We start from the raw sequence: 16289 nt of genomic DNA, 5'->3' as shown, positions 1-16289 counted from the left end.
CAATGACGACCATTACCCGACCGGACGGGGCACTCCGGTCCCACCAGAGTACCGCCCGCTTTGTCCCCCTCACCGAATGAAGCCCGGTGAGGGGTCCATCGTTGTCAACGCCGACTGGGCGCTGTCAGTTCCCAGGTCAGGGTTACGACGTGTAGACCTTCGGGTCGAGGGTGCCGATGTAGGGCAGGTCGCGGTAGCGCTCGGCGAAGTCCAGGCCGTACCCGACGACGAATTCGTTCGGGATCTCGAAGCCGACGTACTTCACCGGGACGTCCACCGTCACCGCGTCCGGCTTGCGCAGCAGCGTGACGACCTCAAGGGACTTCGGGTTACGCGAAGCGAGGTTCTTGAGCAGCCAGGACAGGGTGAGGCCGGAGTCGATGATGTCCTCGACGATCACCACGTCGCGGCCCGCGATGTCGCGGTCGAGGTCCTTGAGGATGCGGACCACGCCGGAGGACGAGGTGGCCGAGCCGTAGGAGCTGACGGCCATGAATTCCAGCTGGACCGGCACGGGAAGCGCGCGGGCGAAGTCGGTCATGAACATGACCGCGCCCTTGAGGACTCCCACCAGCACCAGGTCGGTGCCGTTCTCCGGGTAGTCGTCGGCGACCTGCTTGGCCAGCTCCGCTACCTTCTCGCCGATCTGCTGTTCGGTGATCAACACGGAGGCGATGTCGCCGTCGTACACGGTGCCCCTCTCAACGGTCATGCTTGTCGCAAATCAGCCTGCCATGCGCGCGCCTCGCCACCAAGCCGCCCGGCAGGGCGATCCCACCCTGGCCTCGCCAGTTTCCGACAAGCTCGTCGGTGGCGCGGAGATGCGCGTCGGTCAGTTCGGGTGTGCCCGCGCGGGTGAGCCAGGTGCGCAGGACCCGCCTGCGCAGCGCCGGGGGCACGGATGTGAGGTCCGCCACTCGCAGGTCTTCGCCGTCCGCGGCGGCTTCGAGGAGGTCCGCCGCGAGGTCGTCCAGGGCGGCGAGGTCCTCACGCAGTTGCGCGGCGGTACGCGCGAGGGCGGCGCTGACACCGCCGTTGAGGACGTCCTCGAGCAGCGGCAGGACCTCGCGGCGCAGGCGGACGCGGGTGAACCGGCCGTCGACGTTGTGCGGGTCCTGCCACGGGGTCAGCCCGAGGGCGGCGCACGCGGCCTCGGTGGTCTGGCGCGTGACGTCGAGCAGCGGCCTGCCCCAGGGCGGGTCGATGGCGCGCATCCCGGCGATGGAACGCGGGCCGGATCCGCGGCCGAGCCCGAGCAGGACGGTTTCCGCCTGGTCGTCGCGGGTGTGGCCGAGCAGGACGAGGCCGCCGTCGGACCCCGCGCGTAGAGCGGCGTAGCGGGCCCGTCGGGCGGCTGCCTCCAGGCCCCCGGCGCCGGAGACGACGACGGGCAGCACGCGCACGTCGTCGAGGCCGAGGTCAGTCAGTTGGTCCGCGGTTCGCTTAGCGGTGTCGGCCGAGGCCTCTTGCAGTCCGTGGTCGACGGTCAGGCCGACGACACGCAAGCCCATTCGCGACCCGACATGTTGGGTAGCGGCGGCGAGGGCGAGCGAGTCGGCGCCGCCGGAGACCGCGACGCAGACGTGCGACTCGGGGCTCGCTTCGGTGAGCAGCTTGCGGACGGCCAGCCGGACCTCGGCGACCGCGGGGTGGGGCTTGCCGGTCACTGGTGCGCGACTCGCCGCAGCCAGGCGTCCGGGTCGGTGATCTCCGAGCGCAGCGGCAGGGTGTCCGGCGAGGTCCACACCCTGTTGAAGCCGTCCATGCCGACCGCGTCGACGACGTGCTTGGTGAACCGCGCGCCCTCGGCGTACTGCTTCATCTTCGCGTCGACGCCGAGGAGGGTGCGCAGCACGCGGTCGAGGATGCCGCCGCCGCGCCTGCGCACGGTGAAGCGCTCGCGGATGGTGGCGACGCTGGGCACCACCAGCGGCCCGACGGCGTCCATCACGTGGTCGGCGTGGCCTTCGAGCAGGGTCGACAGCGCGATGAGCCGGTCGAAGATCTCGCGCTGCTCGGGCGACTGGAGCAGCTCCATGATCCCCACCGGGTCCGGGCGGGACCGCGCGGCCTTGAGGACCTCGGGCAGCCTGGTGAAGGCGTTGTTCGCGCTGTCGTCGAGCCCGCTGATGAAGGTCGCGACCTGGTCGCGGAAGTACTCGCGCAGCCAGTCGACCGCGGTGAACTGCAGCCGGTGGGTGCATTCGTGCAGGCAGACCCACATCTGGAAGTCGTCGGACGGCACGTCCAGGGCCCGCTGAGCGGCGACGATGTTGGGCGCGACGAGCAGCAGCCTTCCGCTGCCGCCGCCGAACGGGTCGTACTGGCCGAGGACGCGGCTGCCGAGGTAGGCCAGGACCATGCCCGCTTGCAGCCCCGCGCTGGCCGCGAGGACGCTGCCCGCGACCTTGCCGGGCCGCTGCGGCAGGGCGCCCGCGGTGAGCGCGGCGATGCTGTCCACGGCCGCCTCGACCCAGCCGTCGCGGTCGACCACGTCGCCTTCGAGCAGCGGCAGGTCGAGCCCCAGGCCGGTGAGTTCACGCACGTGACCCTCGGCCACCGTGGTGATCCCGCGCAGGTGGGCGACCGTCTGCTCGGCCTCCTCGCGGCTCACCACCGGGCCCGAGCGCACCAGGCGCTGGGCGGTCGAGACCGCCAGATCCCAGTCGACCGGCGATACCTCGCCTGTCGACCCGGCCATGTCCGCACTGGTCGCCGCGTTCACACCCGCGACGCTACCCGTTATCGGCACCCGCATTGGCGAAGCGTGGCAGCGAGCACGTCGAGCGCGGGCTGGGCCTGCAGGGTGTTCGAGGCGTTGGTCATCAGGGCGAACACCAGGAGCCTGCCGTCCTTGTCGAGCACGACGCCCGCCAGCGAATTGACCTGCAGCGCGGGCAGCGTCCCGGTCTTGGCCCGCACCCAGCCCCTGCCCGCCGCGGCGCCCTCGGTGTAGCGGTTCGCGAGTGTGCCGCTACCGCCCGCCACGGGAAGCCCGCCGAGCAGTGGGCGCAGCTTGTCGATTCGCGGGTCGGACCCTTCGGGGGCGGCGGCGACCTTGAGCACCTCGGCGAGCAACGCGGCGGTGACCTTGTTCTGCCCGGACATCCCGCTCGCGTCGCTAAGGGACACTCCGGTGACGTCGAAACCGTTGCTGCGCAACGTTTCTATGATGGCTTTGGTGCCACCGGCGAACGAGGTCTCCTGGTTCGTGGCCCGCGCGACCTCCCGGGAGAGGGTCTCGGCGAGCACGTTGTCGGAACTCTGCAAGGTGTTGTCGACCAACTCGACGACGGGCGCCGACCGCACCTCCCCGAGCACCTTGGCCCCGGGCGCGGCGGTCGCCTGAGCCTTCGCGGGGACACTGGCGCCGATCCGCTTGGCGAACGCCTCGGCCAGCGTGCGAGCGGGGTTGTCCGACCGTGGTGAGACAGCCTTCGTCGGGTCGGCCCGGGCGCCGTCGAGCATGGCGGGGACGATCGGCGAGATGTAGCCCGCGCGGACGTCGACGGGATCCCAGCTGGGCGCGACGAGGTCGCCGGAGTAGCGGCCGAGGTCGACGTAGACGGTGTCGACGGGTCCGGCCGCCTTGACCTGGGCGACCAAGTCATCGAGGTGCGCGGCGCCGGGGTAGACGGAGTTCTTCCCTTGCGGCAGCGAGGAAAGCGTCGGGTCGCCGCCGCCGACGATGATCACCGAGCCCGGCTTCTCCCCCGCCACCACGCGAGTCGTCAACTGCTCGGCGTGCGGCAGCGCGAGCAGGGCGGCGGCGGAGGTGAGCAGCTTCGTCGTCGAGGCGGGGACCATCGCGGTGGTCGGGTTCCGCGCGAAGAGGACCTCACCGGAAGCCGGGTCGATCACCGTGCCGGTGAGCGTGCCCAAGGCGGGATTGCCCGCGGGACCGGCGAGCGCGGCCTGCACGCCCGCGGCGGTGGGCGCCGGGACGTCGGAGCCGGGGCCGCGCAGGGTCGGGCTGAACTGGACGGCAGGCGCGGGCGGGGCGATGTCGACCTCGTCGGCGCCGGCCAGCCCGATCTTGGCGGCGAGACCGGGCACGGCGACCACGGTACCCGCCGCGAGCGCGAGCACCGCGGCGATGACGCCGCCGACGAGCAGGCCCTTGCGCTTGCGGGGCTCAGGCCGGTCTTCGGGCTTCGCCCGGTCTTCGGGCTTCGGGTGATCGCCGGCGAGGGTGAAGCCGGGGGCATCGCGGATCGAGTCGACGTCGGCCGGGTTGACCGGTTCACGGCGGAGCGAATCGGGGCCGGAGCGGGGGCGGACCTGCGCGGGCTCCATCGCGGGGTAGGACTGCGGGCCGACCCGGCGGGTGGGGTCGTAGGCCTGGGGGCCGCGGTGGGGTGCCGGGTGGCCCTGGCCGGGGTGGCGCGGCTGGTTGAAGCCCTCGTGGGGGTGGCGCTGGTCGGGCTGACCGTCGGGTCGGCTGCCGGGCCGGCTGTCTGGCCTGCTGTCCAGTCGGCCATCGGGTCGGCTGCCGGGCTGGGTGTCCAGCCGCGCATCAGGTCGGTCGCCGGTCCAACTGCCCGGTCGGGTGCCGGGCTGGGTGTCCAGCCGGCTATCAGGTCGGTTGTCGGCCCAGCTGTCCGGTCGACGGTCAGGCTGGCTGTCCAACCGGCCATCGGGTCGGTTGTCGGCCCAGCTGTCCGGTCGACGGTCAGGCTGGCTGTCCAACCGGCCATCAGGCCGGGCGTCGGGTCGGCGCGGGTCCGGACGGAGCTGGTCGGGGCGTGCCATGCCGGGGGCGAAACCGGCGTCGGCGGAACGGGTCTGGTCCCAGCGGGGCGCCTCGTCGGGGTGGCGCTGGTCCGGCCGGGCGAGATCAGAGTCGCCGGGGTGGCGTTGCGTGTCCTGGGGGCGCGGCGGATAGGGCCTGCCGAACGAGTCGGTCCGCGGCGTCTCGAGCCCGGCGCCGGGTCGCTCGGCGGCGGGCAGGCGGGACAGGTCGAGGTAGGTGGTTCCCGCTTCGAACGCGGCGTTCTCGGTGGACTGCCAGGTCCGGTCCTCGATCAGGTCCGGGCCAGGCCCGCGCCAGGCCGGGTCCTGCGTTGCGGGTCCTGGGGTCGTGGCGTCGGGACGCCCCTCAGTGCGCCAGGACTCGGACCCCTGACCTTGATCGACCGGCTCCACGATCGACCACGGCGAATCCTGGACAGCTGCCGGAGCAGCCTCGTCCGCTTCCGCACCCGCAGCATCGGCGCCCGATCGAGCACTGTCCTCAAAGGAGCGATCCCCGGCGGAGTGGTCCCCTTCGGAATCAGAGCGTCGCCAGTCGGTCCGGCGCGGCGCCTCGTCGTCCGATCGCCGAACCGGCGCGAAATAGGTGGTGCTTTCCGCGGCGGCAACCTGCTCGACCGCGGAATCGCCGTCGACCACCGAAGGTGCGTCACCCGGCCGACCCGTTTCGAGCGGCTCAGCCTCCTCGGGCCGCCGAACCGGCGCGAAATAGGTGGTGCTTTCGGCTACCGGGGAATCGCCCGCCGCCCGATCCTCACCGGAATCAGTGCGACGCCAGTCCCCGTCAGCAGGCAGGACTTCTTCCGACCGACGAACCGGCGCGACGAAGGTCGTCGCCTCCGCAACGGAAACCTGCTCGCCAAGCGTGGAGTCGGCACCGTCATCCGAACGTTGCTCGACTCCCGGGCGGTCCTCATCGGAACCATCCACCTCAGGCGACTGAACCTCATCCGAACGACGAACCGGCGCGACAAAAGTCGTACCTTCCGCCCCAACCGTCGAGGTGGCGTCCTCATCCGAGCCGTACTCGGCACCCCGCCGATCCCCGTCGAAGGCCTCCGCCCCAGACGACTGGGCCACGTCCGAGCGACGAACGGGCTCGACAAAGGTCGTCCCCTCCGCCCCCGGTTCCCCACCCGCCGAGGCGGCGACCTCATCCGGCCTGTACTCGACTGCCGAGCGGTCCTCGTCGGAACCATCCGCCTCGGTCGGCTGGGCCTGATCCGGATCACCAACCGGCGCCGCGTCAACCGGGCCGAACTCGGCTCCCCCACGGTCTCCGTCGAAGGCATCCGCCTCGGGCGACTGGGCCCCATCCGAATCACGAACCGGCGCGGCCTCATCCAGGTCGAACTCGGCTCCCCCACGGTCTCCGCCGGAACCATCCGCCTCGGGCGACTGGGCCCCATCCGAATCACCAACCGGCGCCGCGTCAACCAGGCCGAACTCGGAACCATCCACCTCGGGCGGCTGGGTCTCGTCCGGACGGCGAACCGGCGCGAGGAATGTCGTGCCCTCGGCGGCGGGGCTCTGCTCGACTGGGGGTTCGGCGGGCTCGAGGGACTGGGCCTCTTCGAGTTCCGGCTGTCGGACCGTGTCGGCGGAGGTTGTGTCTTCCGCCTCGGGAGTCGGCTCGGTGAGCGGGGCGTCGGCGGGTTCGCTCGGGTCCTCCGCGGCGGGCGCTTGCTCGACCGCACCTGCGGGCGACTCATCGGTCCGCGGGCGCTGAACCGGCCTGAAGTAGGTCGTGCTTTCAGCAACGCCTGTGCCGCGATCCGGCCGATCGTCGGCTACCTCAGACCCGGCGGCGTCGTCCGGTCGCGACGCGGCGAGGTCCGGGCCAGTGGGGCGGGCGGGCTGCCGAGGCTGCTGGACGGGGCGGGCGGGCGGCTGGGGTAGGGACGGCCGGGCGATGAACTGGGTGGTCTCGGCCGTGTTGGCCGTGGCCTGGGGGGCGGGCTGGCGCGGCGGGCGCTTGGGCGTGGTCGGCCGTGGCAGCGGTGCGCGGACGACGGTCGGCGGCGGGACCGGCAGCGGAGGCACGGTCGGCCTGCGGGTGGGAATGGTCTTGCCCTCGGGAACCTGCAGCCGAGACGTCTCGGTGGCCGGCCCCAAATCCGCGCCGGAGTCGCCCGCAGACTCCTCGACTACCGAACTGTCGTGGCTCGCCACCTCGGGCGTGGTGGCGACGTCGGGTACGTCCGTCGCCGACGGCTCAGGCTCGGGGCCGCCTGAGTCGGCGCCCGTCGCATCGATCCCGGAGTCGTCAACCGATGGCTCATCGCCCGACTGGTCGGGTTCTTCGATGACCACCGTCTCACCGACAACCGTCGGCTCGTCGACAACCGACGCATGGTCAACAACCGGCACCTCGTCAACGTCCGGCACCTCGTCAACACCCGAGGCGTGATCAACAACCGACGCCTCGTCAGCATCCGGCAGCTCATCCACGACTGACGGCTCGTCAACAGCCGACGCCTCAACCGCGCCCAACGCCGGGTCTTCAACCGGTGCCTCGTCAACCTCCGACACCTGGTCAACAACGGGCAGCCCGTCCACAACCGATGGGTCATCGACAACCGGCACCTCGTCAACAACCGGCACCTCGTCAACGACCGATGGGTCGTCTGCAACCGGCACCTCGTCAACAACCGGCACCTCGTCAACGACCGATGGGTCGTCTGCAACCGGCGCTTCGTCAACCTCCGACACCTGGTCAACAACCAGCGGCTCGTCAATAACCGATGGGTCGTCTGCAACCGGTGGCTTGTCGACGGAGACAGGTTCGCCGTGGACCGAAGCCTGCTCGTCTACCTCAGGCTCATCCTCAACCCGCGACTCATCGACAACGGCCTGCTCGCCACCAGGCGCTTCCTCGGCAGCCTCCCCGTCCTCCGGCGCCTGCTCATCACCAGTCGGCGACTTGTGCGACCCGCCCGGTTCATCGCCTGCGGACGCCTGCTCGCCAACGACCTCGTCGACGTCCTGCGCCTCGTCGACCGTCGTCTCGGAGGCCGGGGGCTCGGAGACCGGGGGCCGGTCAGGCTCGGCGGGAGTGTCTGGCACCGGCTCGGATTCAGCGGCCTCATCTACCCGATCGGCCTCAGCCCCGGTCAGCGGCGCCTCGGCGGATTCCACCTCGGAGACCGGCGACTCCGGGTCCGCCACCGGGAACCCGTGGTCGTCCGCGAGGCCCGGGATCGGGTCCGGGTCGACCGACGGGAAGCCCTCGACGCCGTCCGCCGTTGGCCACGCGGCCTCCGTGGGCGGCTCGGACTCACCCACAGCGACCGAATCGGCTGTCGGCCAGGCGAAGTTTTCCGCGGATTCACTCGGCCGGGTGGTTGTCTCTGGGGAAGTTTCGGGGGTCTTTTCGACGTGGGTCTCATCACGTAACGGCGCGTGGTCAGCTGACTTCGGCGCGGCGGGGACCTCGTCGTCGTCGAGGGACGGCCACAGTTCGTCCTCGCCCGCGGGCCACGCGGGAACGGCGGAATCAGCGAGATCCTCACGTTCCTGCTGGTCAGAGCCCTGCGTTTGAGATGTGCGTCGGTTCGGTCGAGCCGACTGGCCGTGCTCGGGCACCCGCGTTCCTCCCCTACCCCCCGCTGAATCTCACACCCCGGCGGACCCAGTTCGGTTCGGGCCATCGGGACGCCGTGGTCCACACTAGTGGCGTAACGAGGACAGCCGAGACGATTGAGGGACGGCGTGGAGTTCGACGTCACCATCGAGATCCCCAAGGGAAATCGAAACAAGTACGAGATGGACCATGAGTCGGGGCGCATCAAGCTCGACCGCACCCTGTTCACCGCCACGCAGTACCCGGCCGACTACGGCTTTGTGGACAACACCCTCGGTGAGGACGGTGACCCCCTGGACGCGTTGGTCCTGGTGCAGGAGCCGACCTTCCCCGGTTGCCTCATCCGCGCCCGCGCGATCGGCATGTTCCGCATGACCGACGAGAAGGGTGGCGACGACAAGGTTCTGTGCGTCCCGGCGCACGACCCGCGGACCGAGCACCTGCGCGACATCCACCACCTGGCGGAGTACCACCGCCTGGAGATCCAGCACTTCTTCGAGGTCTACAAGGACCTCGAGCCCGGCAAGAGCGTCGAAGGCGCGAGCTGGGTCGGCCGCACCGAGGCCGAGGCGGAGATCCACCGGTCGTACAAGCGACTCAAGGACGAAGGCGGCCTGCCGCACTGATCCACGCCGAGAAGCCCCGCACGGCAACGCCGCGCGGGGCTTCTCGCTGTCAGAACAAAGCTCAGTGCACCGCGACCGGTACTGGCGCGTCCTCCTCGGCGATCCGCTGCAGGCCGGACTTGGTCGACAGCGGCGTCTCCTTGAGGAACCAGATCAGCGCGAACGCCGCCAGCACCACGACCCCGCCGACCAGGAACACCGTGTCCAGCGAGCTGGAGAACCCGGTCAGGATCGGCCGGGCGAGCGTCGGGTCCAGGGTGTTCAGGAACGACGTGTTGTTCAGGTCGATCCCACCCTGCAGCGACCCCGCGAACTGCGGGTTCTGCGTGAGCGCCTCGGTGAACGCCGGGTCGGTGCGCACCGAGCCGAACGCGTCGGAGATCCGGTCGCCGACCACGGTGAACAGGATGGACAGGAACACCGCGGTGCCGACCGTGCCGCCGATGGACCGGAAGAACGTCGCCGTGGAGGTGGCCACGCCGATGTCCCGCGGGTCCACGTCGTTCTGGATGGCCAGGATCAGCGGCTGCATGCACAGGCCGAGGCCCGCGCCCGCCAGCACCATGATCAGCATGGTCGCCCACAGCGGGGTGTCGACGCCGATCTGCGCGAACAGGAACAGCGACGCGGCGGTCAGCCCGAGTCCGACGATCGGGTAGATCCGGTACCGGCCGGTCCGGCTGATCATCCGGCCGCTGATGATCGCGGCCGCGAGGATGCCGAAGGTCAGCGGCAGCGTCATCAGACCCGACTCGGTCGGCGACGCGCCCTTGACGATCTGCAGGTACAGCGGCAGCGACATCATCATGCCGAACATGCCGACACCCATGACGAAGTTGACCGCGTTGATCAGCGAGAACTGCCTGCCGAACAGCCGCAGCGGCAGCAGCGCCGCGTCGCCCATCCGGCGCTCGTTGAACCAGAACGCGACGAGCCCGACCACGCCGATGCCGTACATCGCGAGGGCGCGCCCGGAGGCCCAGCCCCACTGGCGGCCCTGCTCGGCGATGATCAGCAGCGGCACCAGGCCGACGGTCAGCAGGATGGCGCCGAGGTAGTCGACCTTCTGCGGAACCGGCTTGTGCGGCACGTTCAGGTGCCGGGCCACGACGGCCAGCGCGACCAGGGCGATCGGCACGTTGAGCAGGAACACCCAGCGCCAGCCCTCGATGCCCGCGAAGCTGCTCAGCCCGGCGAAGAATCCGCCGACGACCGGTCCGGCGACACTGGACAGTCCCCACACGGCCATGAAGTAGCTCTGGTACTTGCTGCGCTCCCGGGGAGCGACCATGTCGGCGATGATCGCCAGCGCCAGCGACATCAGACCGCCCGCGCCGAGACCCTGCACCGCACGGTAGGCGGCGAGTTCGTACATGGAGCCCGCGATGCCGGAGAGAACCGAGCCGAGCAGGAAGAACGAGATCGCCGTCAGGTACATCGGCTTGCGGCCGAAGATGTCGGACAGCTTCCCGTAGAGCGGGGTCGAGATGGTGGCCGTGATCAGGTAGGCGGTGGTCGCCCACGCCTGGATCGTTTGGCCGTGCAGCTGGTCGGCGATGGTCTTCATGGCCGAGGCCATGATCGTCTGGTCCAGCGCGGCGAGCAGCATGCCGAGCATGAGGCCGGACAGAACCGTGAGGATCTGCCGGTGGGTCAGTTGCCCTGGAGCGGCGGCCGAGGTCGTCGGTGCGGTCATTGGTTCCCCCCTTCCGAACGCACCGGTTGGGCGCATTCGCTGATCAGAGTCGGTAGGTAGTCGTTGTGGTCGCTGAGGAATCGTTCGAACAGCTCGATGAACTGGTCGAGGTCAGCGGGTTCCCAGTGGCGGACCATCCGGGCCAGGGACACGGCGAACCGTGCCCGGTTGGCTTCCAGGAGGGCCAGGCCTTCATTGGTGGCGGCCAGCAGGCTGGCGCGGCCGTCTTCCGGGTCCGCGCGGCGCTCTACAAGGCCGTCTTTGACCAGGGTGGCGACCTGGCGGCTGACCGTCGAAGGATCGGAGTGGATCGCCCCCGCGAGCACACTCGACCGGACCGGGCCCAGCATCACCAGTGTCTTCAGGACGATGATCGCGGAGCGGTCGACGCCCGCCTTGCTCATCCGCGCCGAAACGGTGGCCTGCTGTTTGCCGAACGCGAAGAGCACGCTCGCCAGCCGCTGGCCGTTGTCCAGATCGCGGTCACTGAGCGGCGCTGTCTCGACTTCCGAGGCGGCCATGACTGCTCCTACTTGCTTGCATCATCCAATTAGTTGGTCGATGCAAGCATGCACTTTTAAGTTGGTGCATGCAACTTGTTTTTCGTGTGACGCCGCTCGCGTCAGATCCAGCCCGGCATCGGGTAGCCGGCGAGTAGTTCGCGCACCTCAGCGGCCACGGCGTCGATCTCGGCCTCGTCGCTCGCGCCCACCGCGCGGTCGATCCACGCCGCGAGCTGCGGCATCTGCTCGACGCCCAGGCCGCGGGTGGTGATCGCGGCGGTGCCGAGGCGGATGCCGGACGGGTCGAAGGGCTTGCGCGGGTCGAAGGGCACGGAGTTGTAGTTCAGCTCGATGCCCGCGCGGTCCAGCGCCTGCGCGGCGGGCTTGCCCGCGACGCCCTTGCTGGTCAGGTCGACGAGGATCAGATGGTTGTCGGTGCCGCCGGAGACCAGGTCGAAGCCGCGCTCGGTCAGCGCGTCGGCGAGGGCCTTGGCGTTGGCGACGATCCCGGCCGCGTAGTCGCGGAAGTCCGGCCGGGCGGCCTCGGCGAGCGCCACGGCGATGGCAGCGGTCGTGTGGTTGTGCGGGCCGCCCTGCAGGCCGGGGAACACGGCTTTGTCCAGGGCTTTCGCGTGGGCGGCGTCGGACATGAGCATCGCGCCGCGCGGTCCGCGCAGGGTCTTGTGCGTGGTGGTCGAGATGATCTGCGCGTGGCCCACCGGCGAGGGGTGTGCGCCGCCCGCGACCAGGCCGGCGATGTGGGCGATGTCGGCGACGAGCACGGCGTCGACCTCGCGGGCGATCTCGGCGAACGCGGGGAAGTCGATCGTGCGCGGAATGGCGGTGCCGCCGCAGAAGATCAGCTTGGGCCGCTCGGCGAGCGCGAGTTCGCGGACCTCGTCCATGTCGACGCGGCCGGTGTCCTTGCGCACGCCGTACTGCACCGCGCGGAACCACTTGCCGGTGGCGGAGACGCTCCAGCCGTGGGTCAGGTGCCCGCCCGCGGGCAGCGCCATGCCCATGACGGTGTCGCCGGGGTTCGCCAGGGCCATGTACACCGCGAGGTTCGCGGGCGAGCCGGAGTACGGCTGCACGTTGGCGTGCTCGACGCCGAAGACGTCCTTGGCCCGCTGGATCGCCAGCTTCTCGACCTGATCGATGTACTGCTGGCCCTCGTAGTAGCGCTTGCCCGCGTAGCCCTCGGAGTACTTGTTCGTCAGCACCGACCCGGTCGCCTCGAGCACCGCGGTGGAGACGTAGTTCTCCGAGGCGATGAGCCGGATCTTCTCGAACTGCCTGCGGGCCTCGCCTTCGACCAGCTCGGCGATGGCGGGATCGGACGCGGCGAGGTGGGACAGCGCGGGCTCATGCATGCCCTGATTCTATCGCGGTGGCCAACCCAAGTTACCGGCGAGTAATGTGCGCTCCATGAGCACTGACTATGGCTGGGTCGCCGACGCGATGAAGAAGACCGTCCCCTGGGTCACCACGGCGGGCGTGGAGTTCACCGAGGTCGCCGCCGACCGGGTGGTGTGCGAGCTGACGGACGTCGAGAAGCAGCGCAACCACGTCGGCGGGCCGCACGCGGCGGTGATGTTCGGGCTGGCCGAGACGGCGTCCGGCGCGGTCGGCCTGGCGTCGTTCTCCGAGCAGATGGGTCGCGCGACCCCGCTGGTCGTGAGCTCCGAGATCCGCTACAAGAAGCTCGCGCGCGGCAACCTGACTGCGGAGGCAGTGCTGACCAGGCCCGCCGCCGACGTGATCGCCGAACTCGACGCCGGACAGCGCCCCGAGTTCGCCGTCGACTGCACGATCCGCAACGCCGAGGGCGTGACCACCGCGGAGATGACCGTGCTGTGGACCTTGAAGCCGATCAAAGCCTGAGTCGTCAGCTCGGTCGGCTGGGACGGGGAAGCGCGAGGGCGGCGTCGAGGTCGGTGTGGGCCTCGGGGTGCTTGTCCCACCACTTCGCGTAGGTCGGGTTGCGTTCCACGATCGAGCGGTAGGCGTGGGCGACGCAGGCGTAGACCTCCTGCCTGCGGGCGGCGAACATCCCGTCGAGCCGGATGACCACGACCACCGGCACGCTCAGCACGGACCCGCGCAGCGGCCGGATGACGAAGCCGGGTCCGCCCAGTGAGGCGGGCTGGGCCAGGCAGACCGCGCCCGCGGCGGCCAGCGCCATTGCCGTGCGGCCCTCGGTGACGTGGTGGGTGATGCGCGGGGTGAAGCCGAGCGACTCGCAGGTCGAGCGGAACCGCAGGCGCATGCTGTCCTGGTCCGGCGGGGGCACGACCCAGTCGAGGTCGGCCAGGTCGACCAGGTCGATCTCGTCCTGCTCGGCAAGGGGGCTGTCCGCACTGAGGGCCACGAACTGCGGCTCCTCGACGATCGTGCGGACCTCGACGTCGGTCAGCGTCCGGTGCTCCATGCCCTCGAACTTCTCGAAGATGGCGAGGTCGGCCTGCTTGGCGACGACGAGATCGAGCAGCGCGGGAGCCGACGAGTCGATCTCGGTGCGCAGTTCGGCCGCGAACCAGGCCCGCAGCTCACCGATCAGCGCGCTGGTGAACAGCAGCGGCGTCGAGGCGATGACCAGCGGCGTCTTCCCCGGCTGGCGCACGTGTGAGCGGGCCGTGGCCAGCAGCGCGGACATGTCCTCCAGCACGATCCGGGCCGAGCGGACCACGCTGCGGCCCAGCTCGGTGGGCACGCTGCCGTTGGGCGAACGCCGGAACAGCTCGCCGCCGATGAGCCGCTCGATCGAGCGCAACTGGGCGGTGAGCGCGGGCTGGGTGACGCCGAGCCGGATCGCGGCTCGGGACACGCTGCCCTCATCGGCGATGGCGCAGATCGCCCGCAGGTGACGGATCTCAAGTTCAGCCATAAGAGCAATTGATACCTCGGTCGGATGTGAGCCGGCTACCGGAACGGTCGATATTGCGAACACAACTTCATTGCTGTTCGCAGCCGTTCGCCCCGGACCTGACTGGCCGCACCCGGCCAGGTCCGGGGCGAAGGGCTTTGTATGGTCAAGTGATGAAGCTGGACTCCGGCGGCTACGCCAAGACCGTGGCCCAGGCCGCCGACGCGATCGTGGCCGCCGAGGAAGCCGGGTACGACGGCGCGTGGGTGGCCGAGACCCAGCTCGACCCGTTCGTCGCGCTGGCCGTCGCCGCGGACCGGACTTCGCGGATCGAGCTGATCACCGGGATCGCCGTGGCCTTCGCCCGCAACCCGATGACGGTCGCGGTGCAGGCCAACGACTTGCATGGGTTGTCCGAGGGCCGGTTCGTGCTCGGGCTCGGGTCGCAGATCCAGCCGCACATCACCAAGCGGTTCGGGATGCCGTGGTCGAGCCCGGCGGCCCGGATGCGGGAGTTCGTCCTCGCCGTCCGCGCGATCTGGCGGACGTGGGAGACCGGCGAGCGCCTGGCGTTCCGCGGCGAGTTCTACAAGCACACGCTGATGACACCGTTCTTCGACCCGGGCCCCAACCCGCACGGCAACCCGAAGATCTACCTCGCCGCCGTCGGCCCCCGGATGACCGAGGTCGCGGGCGAGGTCGCCGACGGAATGCTGTGCCACAGCTTCACCACCGAGCGGTACCTGCGGGAGGTCACGCTGCCCGCGCTCGAGCGCGGCCGGGCCACGGCGGGGAAACCGTTGGCGGGCTTCGAGATCAGCGGCCCGTCGTTCGTCGTGACCGGGGCGTCGGAGGAGGAGCTGGCGACGGCGGCGGCCGAGGTGCGCAAGCAGATCGCCTTCTACGGCTCCACCCCGGCCTATCGCCCGGTGCTCGAACTGCACGGCTGGGGCGACCTGCAGGACGACCTGAACGCGTTGGCCAAGCGCGGCCGCTGGGACGAGATGGCGGCCCTGATCGACGACGACGTGCTGAACACCTTCGCCGTGGTGGGAGCGCCCGAGGAGGTGGCCGCCGAGGTGGTCCGCCGCTACGGCGATATCGCGCACCGGATCACGTTGACGGCCGCGCACGCGCCGGACCCCGCTCGCTGGGAGCGGGTGTTCCGGGCGATGCGGTCTGGGGCGCGTCCTGTGGATCATGGTGGGCGGGATTCGTGATCCGCGTGGTTCCTGGCCGTGCCGCGGGGACGGTCGCGTACTGGTTGTCCGTGGCCGTTCCCGCGGTGCGGCCGGGGCCGCGCGGGCGCGAATAGCGCCCGCCATGATCCGCAGGACACGTCCTAGGTGAAACGGATCAGGGCGGCGCCTGCCAGGACGAAGAAGACCAGGATGACCAAGGTGCTCGAGCTGCCGCCGGTGGAGCTGGTGACGAGCTGATCGACGGCGCCGGTCAGGACGATGCCGCACTCGGCGGCGATCAGGTGGCGACCGGGCACGATCTTGCCGAACTGCACCTTCGTCCGGAACTCGCCCTGCCCGTCCGCGACGGTCGCGCCGACCTTCTCGCCACCCGACGTGAGCACGACGGAGTGATTGGGATCACATCCGCGGCCGGTGGCTTCGAGGGAGTCGCCGGGCTGGATGGCCTCGCGGTCGAGCTTGAGGTCCCGCTTGGGCTCGGGGACCGTGGTGATCTCGGGCGTGGTGGTGGGGACGTCCGTGGTCGGGGGTGTGGTCTCCGTCGTGGTGGTGACCGGAGTGGTGGTGGTCGTCGGCCGCGTGGTGGTCGTGGTGGGGCGGGGACGGGTCGTCGTGGTGACGACCGGGGGCCTGGTCGTGGTGGTGACCGGCGGGTTCGTGGTCGTGGTGACCGGTGGCCTGCTCGTGGTCGGGGGCGCGGTCACCCGGAACGCGGCTTTGCCGAACGAGGTCTTGCCCGAGCACGAGAATTCGACGGTGTGCGAACCCACCGCCGCGTTCGAAGGCACCGTGGCCCCCACTGATCCGCTGATCGCGACAGTGGCGGCGATCTGCGCCCCATCCCACAAGATCCGGATGTCGCGGCAGGGCGCGTTGCTCCAGCTCGCGGTGAACTGGGTGCCCACCGGCCCGTAGTTCGGCTTGATCGCGTAGGTCGGCGAAGGCTGCTGCGCCGTCGTCTGAGCGGAGGCCTGGGTCACTGGCAGGACCACTAGCGTCACGACAACTGTCGCAACGACGATGCCCACTAAGCGTCTAACACTGCGCACGGCTACTTCCCT

At 70.2% G+C, this 16289-nt stretch carries 12 protein-coding genes; 3 read left to right on the top strand and 9 right to left on the bottom strand.

The genetic code is table 11. The annotated features are described in order from the left end of the window. Window positions 1-142: 142 nt before the first annotated feature. The 4 genes from hpt to dacB are packed head-to-tail and all read right to left on the bottom strand — an operon-like array spanning window position 143 to window position 8037. Window positions 143-691: a hypoxanthine phosphoribosyltransferase gene (gene hpt, locus C8E96_RS10000; protein WP_091380556.1), complete on the bottom strand. Its 549-nt coding sequence runs from the start codon at window positions 689-691 to the stop codon at window positions 143-145. 10 nt (window positions 692-701) lie between these two features. Next, entirely contained in the window at window positions 702-1667 is a 966-nt protein-coding gene (gene tilS, locus C8E96_RS09995; protein ID WP_091379908.1) for a tRNA lysidine(34) synthetase TilS, read from the bottom strand. Next, window positions 1664-2701, bottom strand: coding sequence for a zinc-dependent metalloprotease (locus C8E96_RS09990; RefSeq protein ID WP_091379911.1), 1038 nt, complete (start codon window positions 2699-2701; stop codon window positions 1664-1666). The genes tilS and C8E96_RS09990 overlap by 4 nt, the downstream gene beginning before the upstream one ends. 41 nt (window positions 2702-2742) lie before the next feature. Next, on the bottom strand, window positions 2743-8037 hold the full coding sequence (gene dacB, locus C8E96_RS09985; RefSeq protein WP_133794320.1) for a D-alanyl-D-alanine carboxypeptidase/D-alanyl-D-alanine endopeptidase: 5295 nt from the start codon (window positions 8035-8037) through the stop codon (window positions 2743-2745). A 426-nt stretch (window positions 8038-8463) separates the two neighbouring features. On the opposite strand from dacB, the gene C8E96_RS09980 reads away from it, so the two are divergent. Beyond that, window positions 8464-8961 (top strand): inorganic diphosphatase, encoded by a 498-nt coding sequence (locus C8E96_RS09980; protein WP_091379924.1) that lies wholly within the window; start codon window positions 8464-8466, stop codon window positions 8959-8961. 61 nt (window positions 8962-9022) lie between these two features. On the opposite strand, the gene C8E96_RS09975 is transcribed toward C8E96_RS09980, so the two are convergent. The 3 genes from C8E96_RS09975 to glyA all read right to left on the bottom strand — a co-directional run bounded on the left by C8E96_RS09975 (window position 9023) and on the right by glyA (window position 12533). Further along, window positions 9023-10657 carry an MDR family MFS transporter gene (locus C8E96_RS09975; RefSeq protein WP_091379926.1) on the bottom strand — a complete coding sequence of 545 codons (1635 nt, stop codon included), beginning with the start codon at window positions 10655-10657 and terminating at the stop codon, window positions 9023-9025. Then, on the bottom strand, window positions 10654-11178 hold the full coding sequence (locus tag C8E96_RS09970; RefSeq protein ID WP_091379931.1) for a MarR family winged helix-turn-helix transcriptional regulator: 525 nt from the start codon (window positions 11176-11178) through the stop codon (window positions 10654-10656). Before C8E96_RS09970 ends, C8E96_RS09975 begins: the two co-directional genes overlap by 4 nt. Window positions 11179-11279: 101 nt before the next feature. After that, entirely contained in the window at window positions 11280-12533 is a 1254-nt protein-coding gene (glyA, locus tag C8E96_RS09965; RefSeq protein ID WP_091379934.1) for a serine hydroxymethyltransferase, read from the bottom strand. Window positions 12534-12588: 55 nt separating this feature from the next. On the opposite strand from glyA, the gene C8E96_RS09960 reads away from it, so the two are divergent. Beyond that, window positions 12589-13044, top strand: coding sequence for a DUF4442 domain-containing protein (locus C8E96_RS09960; protein WP_091379937.1), 456 nt, complete (start codon window positions 12589-12591; stop codon window positions 13042-13044). Window positions 13045-13048: 4 nt separating this feature from the next. Here the strand turns inward: C8E96_RS09960 and C8E96_RS09955 are convergent, their stop codons facing one another. After that, window positions 13049-14047 carry a LysR family transcriptional regulator gene (locus C8E96_RS09955; RefSeq protein WP_091379940.1) on the bottom strand — a complete coding sequence of 333 codons (999 nt, stop codon included), beginning with the start codon at window positions 14045-14047 and terminating at the stop codon, window positions 13049-13051. A gap of 152 nt (window positions 14048-14199) precedes the next feature. On the opposite strand from C8E96_RS09955, the gene C8E96_RS09950 reads away from it, so the two are divergent. Next, window positions 14200-15246, top strand: coding sequence for an LLM class F420-dependent oxidoreductase (locus C8E96_RS09950; protein ID WP_091379943.1), 1047 nt, complete (start codon window positions 14200-14202; stop codon window positions 15244-15246). Between the two features lie 122 nt (window positions 15247-15368). Here the strand turns inward: C8E96_RS09950 and C8E96_RS33950 are convergent, their stop codons facing one another. Then, entirely contained in the window at window positions 15369-16208 is an 840-nt protein-coding gene (locus C8E96_RS33950) for a hypothetical protein (protein WP_228770082.1), read from the bottom strand. Between the last annotated feature and the right edge of the window lie 81 nt (window positions 16209-16289).

Source organism: Actinokineospora alba, from assembly GCF_004362515.1.
Taxonomy (GTDB): Bacteria; Actinomycetota; Actinomycetes; order Mycobacteriales; family Pseudonocardiaceae; genus Actinokineospora; species Actinokineospora alba.
This window is presented reverse-complemented; position numbering and strand designations above follow the sequence as displayed.